This is a genomic window from Brevundimonas sp. (assembly GCF_029945885.1).
In the GTDB taxonomy this organism is placed as follows: domain Bacteria; phylum Pseudomonadota; class Alphaproteobacteria; order Caulobacterales; family Caulobacteraceae; genus Brevundimonas.
Window position 1 is genome coordinate 104,678 of record NZ_JAQSDK010000028.1, and the last position, 16,128, is coordinate 120,805.

A 16,128-nucleotide genomic window follows, 5' to 3' on the forward strand; every position below is an offset into this window, starting at 1 on the left:
GGGGTCAGGCGGTGGCCCGCCGCTTTTCCAGCGCCATTGCGCCACGGACGGCGGCGATATGCAGGACCAGGGCCACGACCATGATCGCGATGCTGATCATCGCCAGCGTGCCGACGCCACCGGCCAGCTTCATCCCCGCTTGGTACAGGGCATAGGCGGTCAGCATTCCGGCGACGATCGGCACCATCGTACCGGCCCGCTTCCATTGAAACAGGCCCGCCGCAATCTGGATCACCACCAGCACCGCCATCAGGCCCAGCGAAATGGCCACGCCGTTCGGACCGGCCGCGGAGGTGGCGGCCGTCAACAGCGGGATCGATCCCAGCAGGTACACCAGCAACATCGCGTCCTTCGCCGCGGTCAGCCACAGGGCCACGGCCCCCATCCGGGCGGCCCGGATCTGCTCGTCCTCGGTCACGCTTTTCGCCAGCGGATTGGCCGCCCTGATCCAGGTGTTCATATGGGTCTCCCTCCTGATTGGACCCCACGCTAGACCGCAATCACGCGGATTCGAAGTCGCAAGATCGGGCCGGCTCGCCTTCACCTTTGGCTTCAGCCCCGCTAGGGTCCGCCCGCATGCAAATTCTCCCCCACGACCAGATCGCGCTCGACCACGTCGCAGCGCGCGAAGCCACGATCATCGGGCGCACAATCGCCTGGGCCGCGATCAATTCCGGCAGCCGCAACGCCGAGGGTCTGAACGCCATGCTGGCCGTGCTGGAGGCCGAGGCCCGGACCCTGCCCGCTGATGTGGTCCGCATCCCGACCAGGGGCTCGACCACCGTCGGTGACGACGGTTCGGTCCGGACCGAGGCCCATGCCGACGCCCTGAAGATCATCTGCCGGCCCGACGCCCCGATCCAGATCGTCCTGACCGGCCACTACGACACCGTCTTCCCGGTCGAAAGCGCCTTCCAGACCGTGGTCACCCGCGCTGACGGAGCCCTGAACGGCCCCGGCGTCGCCGACATGAAGGGCGGCATCTCGGTGATGCTGGCCGCACTGGAGGCGTTCGAGACCCATCCCGAACGGGCGCGCGTGGGCTGGACCGTGCTGCTGTCACCGGATGAAGAGATCGGCTCGCCCGCCTCGGCCCCGCTGCTGGCCGAACTGGGCGCGCGCGGCCATGTCGGCCTGACCTATGAGCCGGCCATGTCCGACGGCTCGATGGCCGGGGCCCGCAAGGGCAGCGGCAATTTCCACCTGATCGTCTCGGGCAAGGCCGCCCATGCCGGCCGCGCCTTCCACGAGGGGGCCAATGCCGTGGCCGGGGCCGCGATCATTGCCGCCGCCCTGCATGCGCTGAACGGTCAACGCGAAGGCGTCACCGTCAATGTGGCGAAGATCTCCGGCGGCGCACCGCTGAACGTCGTCGCCGACAATGCCGTGGTCCGGTTCAACGTCCGGGTGCCCGACAAGGTCGCCGCCGACTGGACCCTGGCCGCGGTGAAGGCGATCGCCGCCAGCCCGCCGTTCGCCGGCCTGACCCTGGACCTGCACGGCGGCTTCACCCGCCCGCCCAAGCCGATGGATGCCGCCCAGGCCGCCCTGTTCGAGGCCGTGCGCGAGGCCGGAGCCCTGCTGGGCCAGCCGATCACCTGGTCATCGTCGGGTGGGGTCTGCGAGGGCAACAACCTGCACGCGGCGGGCCTGCCCAATATCGACACCCTCGGCGTCCGTGGTGGCGACATTCACTCGGACCAGGAATTCGCCTGGCCCGACAGTTTCGTGGAACGGGCGCAGCTGAGCACCCTGATCCTGTGCAAGATCGCCTCGGGCGAGATCGATGCGGAGCGGCTGAAGGCCCTGCGTCTGGAGACGATGTAAGCCCATGCTTGTTGTACGCCCCGCCGGCCCGGCCGATCTCGACCACCTGCTGGAACTGGCCATCCTCAGCGGCCCGGGCTTCACCAGCCTGCCCGAGGATCCCGACCAGCTGGCCGAACGCCTCGACCTCAGCCGCGACAGCTTTTCGGGCAAGCTGGACCCCAAGGCCTGCTGGTACACGGTCATGCTGGAAGAGACCGACACCGGCGACGTCGACGGCATCGGCTCGGTCAAGGCGGCGGTCGGTCTGAACCGGCCCTTCTTCTCATTCCGGCTGGTGACCAATACCCAGTCGTCTCCGTCGGTCGACGTCAAGCTGGATCACCAGACCCTGGTGCTGGTCAATGAATGCACCGGCTGGTCCGAGGTCGGGTCGCTGTTCCTCAAGGCGGACCGCCGCAAGGGCGGAGCTGGTCGCCTGCTCAGCCAGGCCCGATACATGCTGATCGGGGCCCAGCCCGAGCTGTTCAACGAGAACGTCCTGGCCGAGCTGCGCGGGGTCTTCACCCCCGACGGCGGCTGCCCGTTCTGGGACCATGTGGCCCATAAATTCTTCCCGATGCCGTTCGACGATGCCGACCTGATGTCCGGCTCGACCGACAAACAGTTCATCCTCGACCTGGCCCCGCGCCACCCGATCTATGTCGAACTGCTGCCGGAACCGGCACGGGCCGTGATCGGCAAGGTCCACCCCCAGGGCGTGCCCGCCATGGCCCTGCTCGAGAGCGAGGGCTTCCGCCCCAACGGCCTGATCGACATCTTCGACGCCGGGCCGACCGTGGCCTGCGGCCGCGACAATATCCGCACCGTGCGCGACGCCCGGGCGATGACCGTGGCCATCGCCGATCATGTCGAGGCCGAGCTTCCCTCGCTGATCTCGACCGGATCGGTCACCGCCTTCCGCGCCGTACGCCAGAAGGTCGGCATCGAAGGCGATGTCGCCACCCTGTCCGCTGAAACTGCCGATGCCCTGCGGGTCAAGGCCGGCGACGTCGTGCGTGTGAAGGCCTGAGCCCCCGAAAGATGAGCAGCCCCATGACCCGTTTCACCTCCCTCGACCCCGCCACCGGCGACACCGTCTGGGAAGGCCATGCCGCCACCGGCGAACAGGTCGCCGCCGCCGTGAGCGCCGCCCGCACCGCCTTCCCCGACTGGGCCGACCGCCCGCGTCAGGACCGGATCGACGCCATGGTCCGCTATCAGGCCGCGCTGAAGGCCCGGGCCCCGGCCATGGCCGAGGCGATCAGCCGCGAGACCGGCAAGGCCCTGTGGGAGACCACCGCCGAGCTGGGCTCGATGGCCGGCAAGGTCGACCTGTCGATCAAGGCCTATGACGAACGCACCGGCGAACGTACCAGCGAGACCCCGTTCGGCACCGCCACCCTGCGCCACCGGCCGCACGGCGTCGCCGCGGTGCTGGGCCCGTTCAACTTTCCCGGCCACCTGCCCAACGGCCATATCGTCCCGGCCCTGCTGGCCGGCGACACCGTGGTGTTCAAGCCGTCGGAAGAGACGCCGCACACGGGCCAGCTGATGGCCGAATGCCTGGCCGAGGCCGACCTGCCCACCGGCGTGTTCAACCTGATCCAGGGCGCGCGCGACACCGGCGCGGCCCTGCTGGACCAGCCGATCGACGCCCTGATGTTCACCGGCTCGGGCGCGGCGGGCGCGCATTTCAGGCGCAAATTCGCCGAGGATCCGCACGTCATCCTCGCCCTCGAACTGGGCGGCAACAACCCGCTGGTGGTCTGGGATGCAGCCGATGCCGAGGCCGTGGCCGGGATCGTGGTCCAGTCGGCCTTCATCACCACCGGCCAGCGCTGTTCGTGCGCCCGCCGCCTGATCGTGCCCGAGGGTCCGCAGGGTGACGCCATCATCGAGGCCGTCGCCGCCCTGGTCGACCGGATGATCTTCGCCCCGTGGAACAGCCCGTCCGAACCCTATGGCGGCCCGCTGATCTCGCCGAAGGCGGCCGAAGCCGCCCTGTCCGCCCTGCAGCAACGCATCGCCGCCGGGGCCCGGGTCATCCGCGCCTCGGGCCCGGTCGACAACCTGCCGGGTGCCTTCGTCAAACCGGCCATCATCGAGGTCACCGGCGTCACCGTCCCGGACGAGGAGATGTTCGCCCCCTTCCTGTCCGTGACCCGCGCCGCCAGCTTTGATGCCGCCATCGCCGAGGCCAATGCCACCCGCTATGGCCTGAGCGCCGGTCTGGTCAGCGACAATCCGGCCCACTGGGACCATTTCATCCGCCGCATCCGCGCGGGTGTTGTGAATTTCAACCGCCCGACCACCGGGGCCGCCGGCAACATGCCGTTCGGCGGTCTGGGGGCCAGCGGCAACCACCGGCCCAGCGCGTATTACGCCGCCGACTACTGCGCCTATCCGGTGGCCAGTTTCGAGGCCGGGGCGGTGAAGAATATCGAGGGTGAGATCAAGGGTCTGCGCGGGTGACCCCCGCCCTTGAAGCCAATGCCGACGGCCTGATCGGCCCGACCCATTCCTATGCCGGGCTCAGCCCCGGCAATCTGGCCTCCAGCCTGAACAAGGGCGAGGCCTCGAACCCGCGCGCGGCGGTGCTGCAGGGGCTCGACAAGATGAAGACCCTGGCCGACCTCGGCCTGCCGCAATATGTGCTGCCGCCGCATGAGCGGCCCGACATCCCCTTCCTGCGCACGCTCGGCTTCACCGGCAGCGACGCCGCCGTGCTGGAGCGGGCCTGGAAGGAGGCCCCCGGCTTCGCCGCCGCCGCCTGTTCGGCCTCGCCGATGTGGGCCGCCAATGCCGCCACCGTGACGCCCAGCGCCGACGCCGCCGACGGCCGGGTCCATTTCACCCCGGCCAATCTGCACACCAACCTGCACCGTTCGCTGGAGCATCAGCAGACCAAACGGGCGCTGGACGCCCTCTTCCCCGACCCGACCCGGTTCGCCGTGCATGACGCCCTGCCCGCCGTGGCCCATCTGGCTGACGAGGGGGCCGCCAACCATGTGCGTCTGTGCGCCGAACATGGCGCGCCCGGGGTCAATCTGCTGGTCTGGGGTCGCGAGGCCTTCGAACCCTGGGCCGACGCCTTCCCGGCCCGCCAGACGCATGAGGCCAGTCAGGCCATCGCTCGCCGCCACCAGGCCGGGCGGCCGGTCTTCCCGCGCCAGTCGCGCGCCGCCATCGCCGGCGGCACCTTCCACAATGACGTGGTCTGTGTCGGCGCGCTGGACACCCTGTTCTTCCATGAGCTCGCCTTCGAGGACACGACCGGGACCAGGGCCGCGATCCGCGCCGCCGCCGACGGCCTGTTCGAACCGCAATTCGTCGAGGTCTCCCTCGCCGACCTGCCGCTGGCCGACGCCATCTCCAGCTATCTGTTCAACTCCATGCTGGTGCAGATTCCCGGCGAGGATCGGCTGACCCTGATCTGCCCGACCGAGACGCGCGACAACCCGCGCAGCCATGCGGTGGCCCAGTCCCTCGCCGCCTCCAACGGCCCGATCGGGGCGGTTCGTTACGTCGATGTGCGCCAGTCGATGCGCAACGGCGGCGGCCCCGCCTGTCTGCGTCTGCGTGTCGTCCTGACCGGGGCCGAACAGGCCGCGACCAATCCGGCCATGCGGCTGACCGACGCCCTGCACGCCCGCCTGTCGACCTGGGCCAACCGCTGGTATCGCGAATCCCTGCGCCCGGCCGACCTCGCCGATCCGCAGCTGCTGGCCGAGAGCCGCGGCGCGCTGGACGAGCTGTGCACCATCCTCGACCTGGGCACCGGCTTCTATCCGTTTCAGCGCGGCTGACGTCCGGGTGTTCGGGAACAGCGAACCCCGCTAGCCTTCGACTCGAACCGGCACGAGGACATGATGATCAGAAACCTGGCCTTCGGCTCCGCCATCCTCAGCCTGCTGATCATGGCCGGGCTGACCATCGGCGGCGGTCTGATCTATCCTGACTACGACCACCTGACCCAGTTCATCAGCGAGATGGGGGCTACCGGCACCATCACCGGCCCGACGGTCAGCGCCGCCTTCATCGTTTCGGGAATGCTGCTGACCCTGTTCTGGCTATTGTCCGCACGGCTCCTGCCCGGCTCGTTCCTGAGCATCACCGGCTGCGGGTTGGGAGCGGTGAACGGTCTCGGCCTGATGTTCGGCGGGGTCTTCCCCTGCGCCTTCGAATGCAGCCTGGCAGACCCGACCCCGTCAGCGATCCTGCACGATGTATTCGGCGGCATCGGCTATCTGGCCGGGATCGCCGGGATCTGCCTGATCGCCCTGGCCGCCCGGCGCTGGACCCATGGTCGCTTCCTGTATCCGCTGGGTCTGGCCTGCGGCATCCCGGCCGCTGCCGCCGTCTGGCTGCTGCATCCCGGCTTTGAATGGTACGGCGCGGCCCAGCGCGTGGTCGAACTGGCGCTGGCCATCTTCACCATCGCGGTCGCCCTGACCGTGCGCCGCGCCCCCGAAAGTGCCGAATGACCGACAGCGCGATGACCCCCGCCCGCCGCCTGCGCAACATTATCGGCGGCTCGGCCGGCAATCTGGTCGAATGGTTCGACTGGTTCGCCTATTCGGCCTTCGCCCTGTATTTCGCCCCGGTCTTCTTTCCCGAGGGCGACGACACCGCCACCCTGCTGAAGGCCGCGGCGGTCTTTGCCGTCGGCTTCCTGATGCGGCCGATCGGGGCCTGGATCATGGGGGTCTATGCCGACCGGCGCGGGCGCAAGGCGGGCCTGACCCTGTCGGTGACCCTGATGTGCACCGGCAGTCTGATCATCGCCTGCACGCCCGGCTATGCCACCATCGGCCTGGCGGCCCCGGCCCTGCTGCTGCTGGCGCGGATGATCCAGGGGCTCAGCGTCGGCGGGGAATACGGCTCCTCGGCCACCTATCTGTCCGAGATGGCCACGGCGAAGCACCGCGGCTTCTGGTCCAGCTTCCAGTATGTGACGCTGATCTCGGGCCAGCTGCTGGCCCTGATGCTGCTGATCGGTCTGCAGAAGACCCTGACCCCCGACCAGCTGGCCGCCTGGGGCTGGCGCGTGCCCTTCTTCGTCGGGGCCGCCCTGGCGGTGATCGTCTTCTGGCTGCGGCGGCGTCTGGACGAGACCCGCGCCTTCATCGCCAGCGACGCCGCCGAGGCCCCGAAATCCAGCGCCCTGCTGCTGGTGCTGAAACACCCCAGGGAGGCCCTGCTGGTGCTGGGCCTGACCGCCGGGGGCACGCTGGCCTTCTATACCTACACCACCTACCTGCAGAAATTCCTCGTCAACACGACGGGCTTCAGCAAGGCCACGGCGACCGAGATCAGCGCCGCGGCCCTGTTCGTCTTCATGCTGCTGCAGCCGGCCGTCGGGGCCCTGTCGGACCGCATCGGCCGCCGCCCGGTGATGATCGCCTTCGGCGTCGGCGGGGTGCTGTTCACCGTGCCGATCATGACCGCCCTGTCGACGGCGCAGAGCCCGCTGGTCGCCTTTGCCCTGTCGATGAGCGCCCTGGTGATCGTCAGCGGCTATACGGCCATCAACGCCGTGGTGAAGGCCGAGCTGTTCCCGGCCCACATCCGCGCCCTGGGCGTGGCCCTGCCCTATGCGGTGGCCAACGCCCTGTTCGGCGGCACCGCAGAATACGCGGCCCTGTGGTTCAAGGACATCGGCATGGAGAGCGCCTTCTACTGGTATGTCACCGGCATGATCGGCGTGTCCCTGCTGGTCTTCATCTTCATGCGCGACACCCGCAAGGCCAGCCTGATCGTCCACGCCGACTGATCAGGCCGCGAACCGCCCGCCCTTGCCTGCATAGGCCTGGGTCCCGCGGGTGAAGACCCGGTCGGTCGGCAGGATGGCGTCGATGGCGATCGGCGCGGCCCCCTCCAGCCGCTGATAGATCGGACCGAAATCCTTCAGCGTCTCGGCCTTCAGCGCCTCGATCGAGTCGATGACGAAATAGACCTGCTGGAAGTCGTCGATCCGGTAGAGGGTCCGCATCACCCGTTCGAGGTCGAAGCCGAGCCGGTTCGGCGACGGGTCCTCCAGCGAGAAGACGCTCTCCGTCGCCGAGGACACGATGCCCGCGCCGTAGATGCGAAGGCCGTCCGCGTCCTGCATCAGGCCGAACTCGACCGTGTACCAGTAAAGCCGCGCCAGGTTCTGCAGCATGCCCAGCGAGGCGGCGCGCTGCCCGCCCCTGCCATAGGCCTCCATATAGGCGGCGAAATCAGGGTCGGTCAGCATGGGCACATGGCCGAAGACATCATGAAAAATGTCCGGCTCCTGCAGATAGTCCAGCTGGTCCGGCTTGCGGATGAACTGGCCCGACGGAAAGCGCCGGTTGGCCAGATGGTCAAAAAAGACCTCGTCCGGCACCAGGCCGGGCACACACACCACCGTCCAGCCGGTCAGGGCCTGCAGCTTGGGATTCATGACGGCGAAATCGGGAATGCCGCCGGTGTTCAGGTCCAGCGCCTTGAGCCCCTGCAGGAAGACATCACAGGCCCGGCCCGGCAGGATCTGCATCTGCCGTGCATACAGGGTGTCCCAGGTGCCGTGCTCGACGGCCGTATAGGCGTCCCAGTCCTGCGGAATGGTCCAGTCGGCGGCCGCGCCTTCGGGCGGAGTTTCAAAGACGTGCTCGAAATCGGACATGGACGCGCTCCTGCACTGAACTCTGACGACGACGGGGCCAGTCTAGTCCCTCACTCCGATGGCGTCATCAGCGACGGGGAGTCTCAGTGAATCTGGTGCGCCCTTGGGGCCATGCGGCCACGGGTGTCGATGCGGAACATCTTCACCTCGTCAGCCCGGGGCAGGCGCGACAGCTCGGCATCAGCCTCCAGCATCGCCTCGGCGGCATAGACGACGAAGCCGCTGTCCTCCCCGATGGCGTAGATCTGGTAGAAGGGCTCGTCCACCTGGGCCGCGCTCGGCTCATCGGCCGGGCCAGCATAGGTCGCGTCGACATCCACCACCACTCCGCGAAAGGCGTTGTCGCGGTGACGAACGATCTGGCCGAGGCCGAATTTGGCAGTGTGCGAATTGATCATGCCGACATCCTGCACCGCCGCGCCTGAGCGGAAGGCCCGTGTCCCCGTTCATTTTCGCGACAGTTTGGCTTGGCACTGACGACGCCCACGGACTACGATGATCGGGACGGGCGCCGTTCTGGACCGCCCATTTGAAAGTTCGGCCATGCCGGAGATCGACGGCGCGCCTGCACGGCGCGACGACCGGTCCCGGCCCCGAAGGCCTGAAGGTCACGGGGCGACAGGCCGGGATGCGCCGCTCTATGGCGCGCTCGACCTGGGGACCAACAATTGCCGGCTGTTGATCGCGAAACCCGCGCGTGACGGCTTCCACGTGGTCGATTCCTTCAGCCGGATCGTGCGCCTCGGCGAGGGCCTGTCGCGCACGGGCCGGCTCGACGACGACGCGATGGAACGGGCCTATCAGGCCCTGGTCCTGTGTGCCGAACGGGTTGCCCGCAAGGGACTCGAGGCAGGCCGCCTCTCCGCCGTCGCCACCCAGGCCTGCCGTCAGGCCGACAACGGCGCAGCCTTCATCGACCGGGTCCGGACCGGAACCGGCCTGCGCCTGCGCATCATCGATCCGATCGAGGAGGCTCGGCTGGCGGTCGAGGGGTGCCTCAATCTGTTTGACCACAAGGCCGAGGCCATTCTGGTCGTCGACGTCGGCGGGGGCTCGACCGAGCTGTCATGGCTGAAACGCGAGGACGGACGGTTCCGGACCGTGGGCTGGATGTCGGCACCGATCGGTGTCGTCACCCTGGCGGAGCGTCATCCTGAACCCGCCGGCGGTCATGACGCCTGGTTCGAGGCCATGGTCGTCGACATGGGCGTCGCCCTGGCCGCGGCCGAGGTCGAACCGGACCTGCATGCGCTGTTCACCGGTGGCCGGGCCCATATGGTCGGCACCTCCGGTGCCATCACCAGCCTGGCCGGCATTCACCTCGGTCTCGACCGCTACCAGCGCAACCGCGTCGACGGCCTCTGGATGACGCGCGCCGACTGCGAGCGCGCGACCGAGACCCTGCAGCGCCTCGGCCCGACCGGGCGCGCGGCGGAGGCCTGTATCGGTCCCGACCGGGCCGATCTGGTCCTCGCCGGAGCCGCCATCATGGCCGCCGTTCAGCGGGCCTGGCCCTGCGAACGCGTGCGCGTCGCCGACCGTGGCCTGCGCGAGGGTCTGCTGCTGCAGCGGATGCGCGAGGATCGGCGTCCGACCCGGCGTCGACGCAACCGGGGCCGGACCCGGCCTCAGCCACCCGTCGGGACCTGAGCCTGGGAGACCTCGACCGGCAGGGTGATGTCGCAGACCGAGAAGTCCGCGCCGCGTGACTGCCGCACCTGGTCCGCCAGGGTCCGGAATGCGGCGGACTCCGTATCCAGCACCCGCACCACCGGACGCCCGACCTCGGGCAGGTCGGCGGCGACCCGGACCCGCGTCATCCTGTCGGGATCCGCCGTGACCATGCCGTTGTCGCCGGCACCTGACTTCAGCGCTCGCACCACGTCCAGCCCGGACACAACCGTGCCCCAGACCGTGTAGCGCTTGTCCAGCGCCGGATAGGCCTGCCGCATCAGGAAGAACTGGCTGTTGGCCGTGTCATTGCCCTCGTCGCGCGCCATGCCGGCCACGCCTGGGCAATACAGACCCCAGCCATGCACCTTGCCGTCGGCAGTCAGACTCATGGCCACGTCGGGCTGGGTCTGGACCGGCAGCGAATGCAGGAATCCGACCAGGGCCCCGGCCGGGGCGGCGACGGCGGTGAACGGTATCGAGGCGTCGCGGCGGAAGGTGAACTCCGCGCTGAGGTCCGGATAGGGACTCTGGCCTTCGCCATTGCCCAGGGGATCGCCGGTCTGGGCCATGAACCAGTCGATGACCCGGTGCCAGGTCAGGCCGTCAAAGAAGCCGGCGCGGGCCAGCAACCGGATCCGTTCGACATGCTCGGGGGCGACCTCCGGGGCCATCTCGATCAGGATCCGTCCCCGGTTGGTATCGATCACCAGAAGATTGGCCGCCGGCACGGTCCGCCAGTCCGTGACCGCTGCCGCCATCGCGTGCGACGCCGCCGCCGGCGGGGGTCCCCCCACCTCCTGGGCCTGGACCAGACCGGCCCCGGCCAGGGCGGCCAGACCGCCCAGGATCGCTGTCGCTCGTCTCATCGTCGCCCCTCCCGTGGTCATGGTCAGCCGCCGACCAGTTCGGCGGTCGGCTGAACATCACAGATGCTGAACTGCGCCCCGCGTGCGGCCCGCACCCGCGCCACCTCGGCCTGGAAGGCCGCGGACGCCGGTCGCAGCACCCGGACCACCGGGCGTTCCCCTTCCGGCAGGGCCGAGGCCATGCGCACCCGGGTCATCGCATCGGGGGAGTCGCTGACCCGGCCGTCCGTCGATTCCGGTCCCGCCTTCAGGGTCTTGACCACATCCAGCCCAACCACGACCCGGCCGAAGGTCGTGTACAGGCCGTTCAGGCTGTCGTTCTCATCCATCATCAGAAAGAACTGGCTGTTGGCGCTGTTGGCCCCCGAGGACCGGGCCATCCCGGCCACGGCGGGACAGAACAGGCCGCTGCCCGCGGTCTTGAAGTCGGCGGTCACGAACATCTGGGCATCCGGCTGGGTCACCACCGGCATCGAGCCGAGAATACCGCGCAGGCCGTCGCCACTGTCGGGAACGGCGACGAATCCACTGTCGGCCCCGCGCCGGAAGCTGAATTCCCCGGCGATGTCCGGCAGGTCGCTGCCGTTCATCCCGGTCCCCGTGGGATCGCCCGTCTGGGCCATGAAGCCGGCGATGACCCGATGGAAGACGATGCCGTCATAGAACCCGCGATCCGTCAGGGTGCGGATACGCACCACATGGTTCGGGGCGACCTGCGGCTCCAGCTCGACCAGGACGCGGCCCTTGGTGGTGTCGATCACCAGCAGGTTTTCCGGCGCGATGGTTCGCCAGTCACCCGATGCGGCGCCCGCCTGGGCCGCGACCGACCCCGCCCCCGTCACCAGTGCGACGGCGGCAACCGTTGCCGCCAGAATTCCGAAGGATTTGCTCATGAGTGTTCCTTGACCTTGGCCCGGACCTGTTCGGCGACCGACGGGCTGACAAAACTGTCGATCGCGCCGTCCAGACGGGCGATCTCCTTGACCAGACGCGAGGCCACGGCCTGATGCCGCGGATCCGCCATCAGAAATACGGTCTCGATGTCGGCATTGAGACGCTGGTTCATCGCCGTCATCTGGAATTCGTATTCGAAATCGGCGACGGCGCGCAGGCCGCGCACGATCATCTGGGCCCCGAGGCTCTCCGCGAAATGCATCAGCAGGGTGGCAAAGGGCTGGACGATGATCTCTGCATCGATCCCGACGACCTCGGCGCGAACCATCTCCACCCGCTCGGCGGTGGTGAACAGCGGCCCCTTGTCGTCATTCTGGGCCACGCCGATGACCAGCCGGTCCACCAGCTTCACGGCCCGGCCGATGATATCCATGTGCCCGTTGGTCACCGGATCGAATGTTCCGGGGTAAAGCCCGATACGCATGGCGTTTTCTCCGCTGCAGCGCACAGGTCTAGCAGCCGCCCGCCGCCGGGCCTAGATCGACTGACGCGGGTTTGACCGCCAGGCCTGACGCAACCGCTCGATCATGGCCGGGGACTCCGGCAGGCTGGTCGAGCCGATCCCCGTGACGGCGCAGGCCGGCGTGGCACTGTTGCACAGGAAGGCCGCGTCAAACCGGTCGACCTCTTCCCGCCGCACCGGCTCACGGACGGCGTCCAGCCCCACGCTCGCGAGGCCCCGGTCGATCAGGGCCTGGGCCACGCCCGCCAGCATCGGGGCCCGTGGCCAGACCACCGTCTCGCCACGCAGGAAGCCGATGTTCCACAGACTGCCCTCGGAGATCCGACCGTCGGCGTCGGCGAACAGGGCGTCGTCAAACCCGGCCTCACGCGCCAGACGTCGGGCACGGAGCAGGGGAAAGGTGGCGGCATGTTTGAGATGGGCGGCGTCACGGACATGGGTCTGGACCTGAACCCGCACACTGTCTGCCAGCGGCGGCGGCGGCGGCGAGGCGGCGATCATGACCTTGGGGCGACCGGTCCAGTCCGGCGTCCGAGGACCGATTTCCGGCGAAAACAGACTTACCCGCAGCCACGCCGCCTGCCGATCATCCAGCGCCGCCCGCATAAACGCCCGCAGACGCGTCTCGCCGACGGACTCGCCAAACAGTTCGCGTGCCGACGCTTCAAGCCGCGCCAGATGCAGATCCAGCCCACGGACACCGCCCCCTTCAACAAGGAATGCGGTGTAGGCCCCGTAGTTGACCAGGGAGACACAGGCGAGGTCAGCCTGGGTGGCCGCCTCCCCCTCGACCAGGATCACGCGGTCCGGCCCCATGGATCAGGCGTCGCCGCCCTCATCGCTGCCGCCGTCCATGTCCGTGTCGATGTCCACGTCGGTCCCGCCCTCAACCTCGGCCAGGCGTTCGACCGAGACGACCTTTTCACCCTCGGCGGTGCGGAAGATGGTCACCCCCTGGCTGGTGCGGCCGACGGTGCGGACCTGGCTGACCGGAGTCCGGATCATCTGGCCACCCGAGGTAACCAGCAGCAGATCGTCGCCATCCTCGACCGGGAAGGAGGCCGCCAGACGGTCCCCCGCCCGACCGCCCAGGCCATGGGCCGTCAGCCCCTGGCCGCCCCGTCCGGTGCGCCGGTATTCATAGGCCGACGACCGTTTGCCGAAGCCGGTCTCGGTCACGGTCAGGATGAACTGCTCTGCCGCGCCCAGTTCGGCGATCCGCTCGATCGACAGGGCGGCGTCGCCATTGCCCTCGTCCTCGTCATCCGCCTCGATCACCGGCGTGTCGTCATCGCCGTCACCGGCCGCGCGCCGCATGGCGGTGGCATGTTTGACATAGGCGGACCGCTCGTCCGGCGTCGCGTCGACCCGGCCCAGCACGGCCATGGAGATCACCTGGTCGCCGGCCTTCAGACGCACGCCGCGCACGCCGGTCGAATCCCGGCCCTTGAACACGCGCACATCGTCGGCCTTGAAGCGGATCGCCCGGCCCAGGGCCGTGGTCAGCATCACGTCGTCATCGGCGGTGCACAGGGCGACGCCGACCATGTGGTCGCCGTCCTCCAGCTTCATCGCGATCTTGCCGGCCCGGTTGACGGTGGCGAAATCACTGAGCTTGTTGCGGCGCACGTCACCCGAACGGGTCGCGAACATGATGTCGAAATTGCCCCACTCCGCCTCGTCCTCGGGCAGGGGCAGCACATTCATGATGCTGTCGCCGGGCTCGATCGGCAGCAGGTTGACGAAGGCCTTGCCGCGCGAGGTCGGCCCGCCCAGCGGCAGACGCCAGGTCTTCAGCTTGTAGGCCTTGCCGTTGGTGGCGAAGAACAGCACCGGCGTATGGGTCGAGGCCGAGAACACGCCGACGATGGCGTCCTCGTCCTTCATCGTCATGCCCGACTTGCCCTTGCCGCCGCGATGCTGGGTCCGGTAGGCGTTCAGCGCCACGCGTTTGACATAGCCGCCGTGGGTCACGGTCACGACCATGTCCTCGCGCGGGATCAGGTCCTCGTCTTCCAGCTCGAAATCGCCGTCGCCGATCTCGGTGCGGCGCGGCACCGCGAACTCGGCCTTCACGGCCAACAGGTCTTCGCGGATCACGGCCAGGATGTTGGCCCGGTCCGACAGCAGCAGCAGGTGTCTGGCGATGGTGTCAGCCAGGCCGCGCGCCTCACCGAAGATGTCGTCACGACCCAGGCCGGTCAGGCGCGACAGGGTCAGGGCCAGGATGGCCCGGGCCTGTTCGTCGGTCAGGTTCAGCTTGTCACCCTCGACCAGCAGCGAGCGCGGGTCGGCAATCAGCTCGATCAGGGCCATCATGTCCCCGACCGGCCAGGCCTTGGCCTGCAGCCGCTCGCGCGCCTCGGCCGGGTCGGCCGAGCTGCGGATGATGTGGATGACCTCGTCGATATTGGCAACGGCCACGGCCAGACCGACCAGCACATGGCCGCGGTCGCGGGCCTTGGCCAGTTCGAATTTGACGCGGCGAACGACCACCTCCTCGCGGAAGTCGAGGAAGACCTCGAGCATCTTGCGCAGGCCCATCTGCTCGGGACGGCCGTGGTTCAGAGCCAGCATGTTGACGCCGAACGAGCTCTGCATCGCCGTATAGCGCCACAGCTGGTTCAGGATCACGTCGCCCGAGGCGTCACGCTTCAGCTCGATGACCATCCGCATGCCCTGACGGTCGCTTTCGTCGCGCACGTCGGAGATGCCTTCGATCCGCTTCTCGCGCACCATTTCGGCGATGCGTTCGATCAGGGTCTGTTTGTTGACCTGGAAGGGCAGTTCGGTGACCACGATGGCTTCGCGGTCCTTGCGGATCGTCTCGACCGTGGCCTTGCCGCGCACGATGACCGAGCCGCGGCCCTCGCGCAGGGCGTTGCGGGGGGCGGTGCGGCCCATGATCTCGCCGCCGGTCGGGAAGTCGGGGCCCGGAACCAGGTCCAGCAGGGCGTCGTCGGTAACCTCGGGATCATCCAGCAGGGCCACGCAGGCGTCGATGATCTCGCCGAGGTTATGCGGCGGGATGTTGGTGGCCATGCCGACGGCGATGCCGCCCGCGCCATTGACCAGCAGGTTCGGGATCCGCGCCGGCAGGACGACCGGCTCCAGTTCCTTCTCGTCGTAGTTCAGCTGGAAATCGACGGTATCCTTGTCGATGTCGGCCAGCAGGGCCACCGCGGCCGGGGCCATCCTGGCCTCGGTGTAACGCATCGAGGCCGGCATATCGCCGTCGACCGAGCCGAAATTGCCCTGGCCATCGACCAGCATCAGCCCCATCGAGAAGGGCTGGGCCATACGCACAAGGGCCATATAGACGGAGGCATCGCCGTGCGGGTGGAACCGGCCCAGCACGTCACCGACCACACGGGCGCATTTCGAATACGAGCGCTCGGGCGTCATGTTCAGATCGTGCATCGAATACAGGATGCGGCGATGCACCGGCTTCAACCCGTCACGGGCGTCAGGCAGGGCCCGCGAAACGATCACGCTCATGGCGTAGTCGAGGTAGGAGCGTTTCAGCTCTTCCTCGATCGTGATGGTGGAAATGTCGCCGTGCGCACCGGACGGGGGCACGGGGGTCTCGAAGGTGTCGTCGGTCAAGGAAATCGGGCTTTAAATGGCCGGAATCGGAACGTGATCCGCTATAAGGGTTTTCTAGCATCCAGGTCGTCGCGAGGCAAAGTTTCAGGACCCGCGGAAGCCGTCTG

15 protein-coding genes are annotated in these 16,128 nt (G+C 68.4%); 7 read left to right on the top strand and 8 right to left on the bottom strand.

Annotated features, from left to right (window positions below):
* Positions 1 to 4: 4 nt before the first annotated feature.
* The gene (locus PSV00_RS11190) at positions 5 to 460 is read right to left on the bottom strand and encodes a hypothetical protein (RefSeq protein WP_300447136.1); all 456 of its coding nucleotides are present in this window, start codon (positions 458 to 460) and stop codon (positions 5 to 7) included.
* A 116-nt stretch (positions 461 to 576) separates the two neighbouring features.
* On the opposite strand from PSV00_RS11190, the gene PSV00_RS11195 reads away from it, so the two are divergent.
* The 6 genes from PSV00_RS11195 to PSV00_RS11220 are packed head-to-tail and all read left to right on the top strand — an operon-like array spanning position 577 to position 7,582.
* Entirely contained in the window at positions 577 to 1,827 is a 1,251-nt protein-coding gene (locus PSV00_RS11195; protein ID WP_300447137.1) for a hydrolase, read from the top strand.
* Between the two features lie 4 nt (positions 1,828 to 1,831).
* Complete coding sequence (locus PSV00_RS11200) at positions 1,832 to 2,839, top strand: arginine N-succinyltransferase (RefSeq protein WP_300447138.1); 1,008 nt, start codon at positions 1,832 to 1,834, stop codon at positions 2,837 to 2,839.
* Positions 2,840 to 2,862: 23 nt separating this feature from the next.
* Positions 2,863 to 4,281 carry a succinylglutamate-semialdehyde dehydrogenase gene (astD, locus tag PSV00_RS11205; RefSeq protein ID WP_300447147.1) on the top strand — a complete coding sequence of 473 codons (1,419 nt, stop codon included), beginning with the start codon at positions 2,863 to 2,865 and terminating at the stop codon, positions 4,279 to 4,281.
* Positions 4,278 to 5,615 carry an N-succinylarginine dihydrolase gene (gene astB, locus PSV00_RS11210; protein ID WP_300447156.1) on the top strand — a complete coding sequence of 446 codons (1,338 nt, stop codon included), beginning with the start codon at positions 4,278 to 4,280 and terminating at the stop codon, positions 5,613 to 5,615. The genes astD and astB overlap by 4 nt, the downstream gene beginning before the upstream one ends.
* A 60-nt stretch (positions 5,616 to 5,675) precedes the next feature.
* Entirely contained in the window at positions 5,676 to 6,293 is a 618-nt protein-coding gene (locus PSV00_RS11215) for a DUF998 domain-containing protein (RefSeq protein WP_300447158.1), read from the top strand.
* Positions 6,290 to 7,582, top strand: coding sequence for an MFS transporter (locus tag PSV00_RS11220; protein ID WP_300447160.1), 1,293 nt, complete (start codon positions 6,290 to 6,292; stop codon positions 7,580 to 7,582). Before PSV00_RS11215 ends, PSV00_RS11220 begins: the two co-directional genes overlap by 4 nt.
* Here the strand turns inward: PSV00_RS11220 and phhA are convergent, their stop codons facing one another.
* Together phhA and hspQ are read right to left on the bottom strand one after the other, a co-directional pair.
* Positions 7,583 to 8,458: a phenylalanine 4-monooxygenase gene (gene phhA / locus PSV00_RS11225; protein ID WP_300447162.1), complete on the bottom strand. Its 876-nt coding sequence runs from the start codon at positions 8,456 to 8,458 to the stop codon at positions 7,583 to 7,585. It abuts the gene before it with no gap.
* An 83-nt stretch (positions 8,459 to 8,541) separates the two neighbouring features.
* The gene (hspQ, locus tag PSV00_RS11230) at positions 8,542 to 8,856 is read right to left on the bottom strand and encodes a heat shock protein HspQ (RefSeq protein WP_300447164.1); all 315 of its coding nucleotides are present in this window, start codon (positions 8,854 to 8,856) and stop codon (positions 8,542 to 8,544) included.
* Between the two features lie 145 nt (positions 8,857 to 9,001).
* Here hspQ and PSV00_RS11235 point away from each other — a divergent pair, with 145 nt between their 5' ends.
* Complete coding sequence (locus PSV00_RS11235; RefSeq protein WP_300447166.1) at positions 9,002 to 10,108, top strand: Ppx/GppA phosphatase family protein; 1,107 nt, start codon at positions 9,002 to 9,004, stop codon at positions 10,106 to 10,108.
* Here the strand turns inward: PSV00_RS11235 and PSV00_RS11240 are convergent.
* From PSV00_RS11240 to gyrA, 5 genes are read right to left on the bottom strand one after another with little or no spacing between them, the layout of a single operon-like run.
* Entirely contained in the window at positions 10,087 to 10,998 is a 912-nt protein-coding gene (locus tag PSV00_RS11240) for a peptidylprolyl isomerase (RefSeq protein WP_300447168.1), read from the bottom strand. The two genes, PSV00_RS11235 and PSV00_RS11240, sit on opposite strands and share 22 nt — an antisense overlap.
* 23 nt (positions 10,999 to 11,021) lie before the next feature.
* Positions 11,022 to 11,891 carry a peptidylprolyl isomerase gene (locus tag PSV00_RS11245; protein WP_300447170.1) on the bottom strand — a complete coding sequence of 290 codons (870 nt, stop codon included), beginning with the start codon at positions 11,889 to 11,891 and terminating at the stop codon, positions 11,022 to 11,024.
* Positions 11,888 to 12,376 (bottom strand): pantetheine-phosphate adenylyltransferase, encoded by a 489-nt coding sequence (gene coaD / locus PSV00_RS11250; protein WP_300447172.1) that lies wholly within the window; start codon positions 12,374 to 12,376, stop codon positions 11,888 to 11,890. The genes PSV00_RS11245 and coaD overlap by 4 nt, the downstream gene beginning before the upstream one ends.
* Before the next feature lie 51 nt (positions 12,377 to 12,427).
* Positions 12,428 to 13,231: an aminotransferase class IV gene (locus PSV00_RS11255; RefSeq protein WP_300447174.1), complete on the bottom strand. Its 804-nt coding sequence runs from the start codon at positions 13,229 to 13,231 to the stop codon at positions 12,428 to 12,430.
* 3 nt (positions 13,232 to 13,234) lie between these two features.
* Entirely contained in the window at positions 13,235 to 16,021 is a 2,787-nt protein-coding gene (gene gyrA, locus PSV00_RS11260; protein WP_300447176.1) for a DNA gyrase subunit A, read from the bottom strand.
* Positions 16,022 to 16,128: the final 107 nt, after the last annotated feature.